The organism is Flavobacterium sp. JAS (assembly GCF_020991455.1).
Classification (GTDB): domain Bacteria; phylum Bacteroidota; class Bacteroidia; order Flavobacteriales; family Flavobacteriaceae; genus Flavobacterium.
On sequence record NZ_JAJMOX010000047.1, the window covers coordinates 1 to 835 of the forward strand.

The window sequence follows — 835 nt, forward strand, 5'->3', positions numbered from 1 at the left end:
GTTCACCAAACGAATGAAGTTCCGTATGATTCTGATATTGATATAAAGAATCTTTCGTATCGTTATTTAGGTTCTGATATCCCGGTTTTAGACAATTTGAGTTTAATAATTCCGGCTAATAAAGTAACTGCAATAGTAGGCGTTAGCGGAAGCGGAAAAACAACACTCATGAAATTACTTCTTAAATTTTATGAACCAGAAAAAGGGGAAATTAATATTGGGAGTACACAATTGAAAAACATTTCGCAAAAAGCCTGGAGATCTAATATTGGTGCTGTTATGCAGGAAGGTTTTATTTTTAGCGATACCATTGCTAATAATATAGCCATTGGAGTTGACAAAGTAGATAAAGAACGATTGGTTTATGCCGCAGATGTTGCCAATATAAAAGAATATATAACCGGTTTACCACTAGGTTATAACACAAAAATTGGTGCTGAGGGAACCGGAATGAGTACCGGGCAAAAACAGCGATTATTGATCGCCAGAGCCGTTTATAAAAATCCGGAAATATTGTTTTTTGATGAAGCTACCTCGGCTTTGGATGCCAATAATGAAAAAGAAATTATGCGAAAACTCGATATTTTCTTCAAAGATAAAACCGTGGTCGTTATTGCGCACCGACTCAGTACGGTTATGAATGCAGATCAGATTGTGGTTTTGGATAAAGGAAAAATCATTGAAATTGGAAGTCACTCCGCTTTAGTGCAACAAAAAGGAAATTATTTTGAATTGGTTCGAAATCAATTACAATTAGGAAATTAAATCATGGCAGAAGATACATTTGAATTAAGAAGTGAAGAAGTTCAGGACATTCTCACCAAAGTACCATTCT

At 35.1% G+C, this 835-nt stretch carries 1 protein-coding gene; it reads left to right on the forward strand.

Annotated features, from left to right (window positions below):
- On the forward strand, positions 1–765 hold a 765-nt coding region (locus LPB88_RS23680), incomplete at its 5' end, for a peptidase domain-containing ABC transporter (protein ID WP_230718266.1).
- Positions 766–835 lie beyond the last annotated feature (70 nt).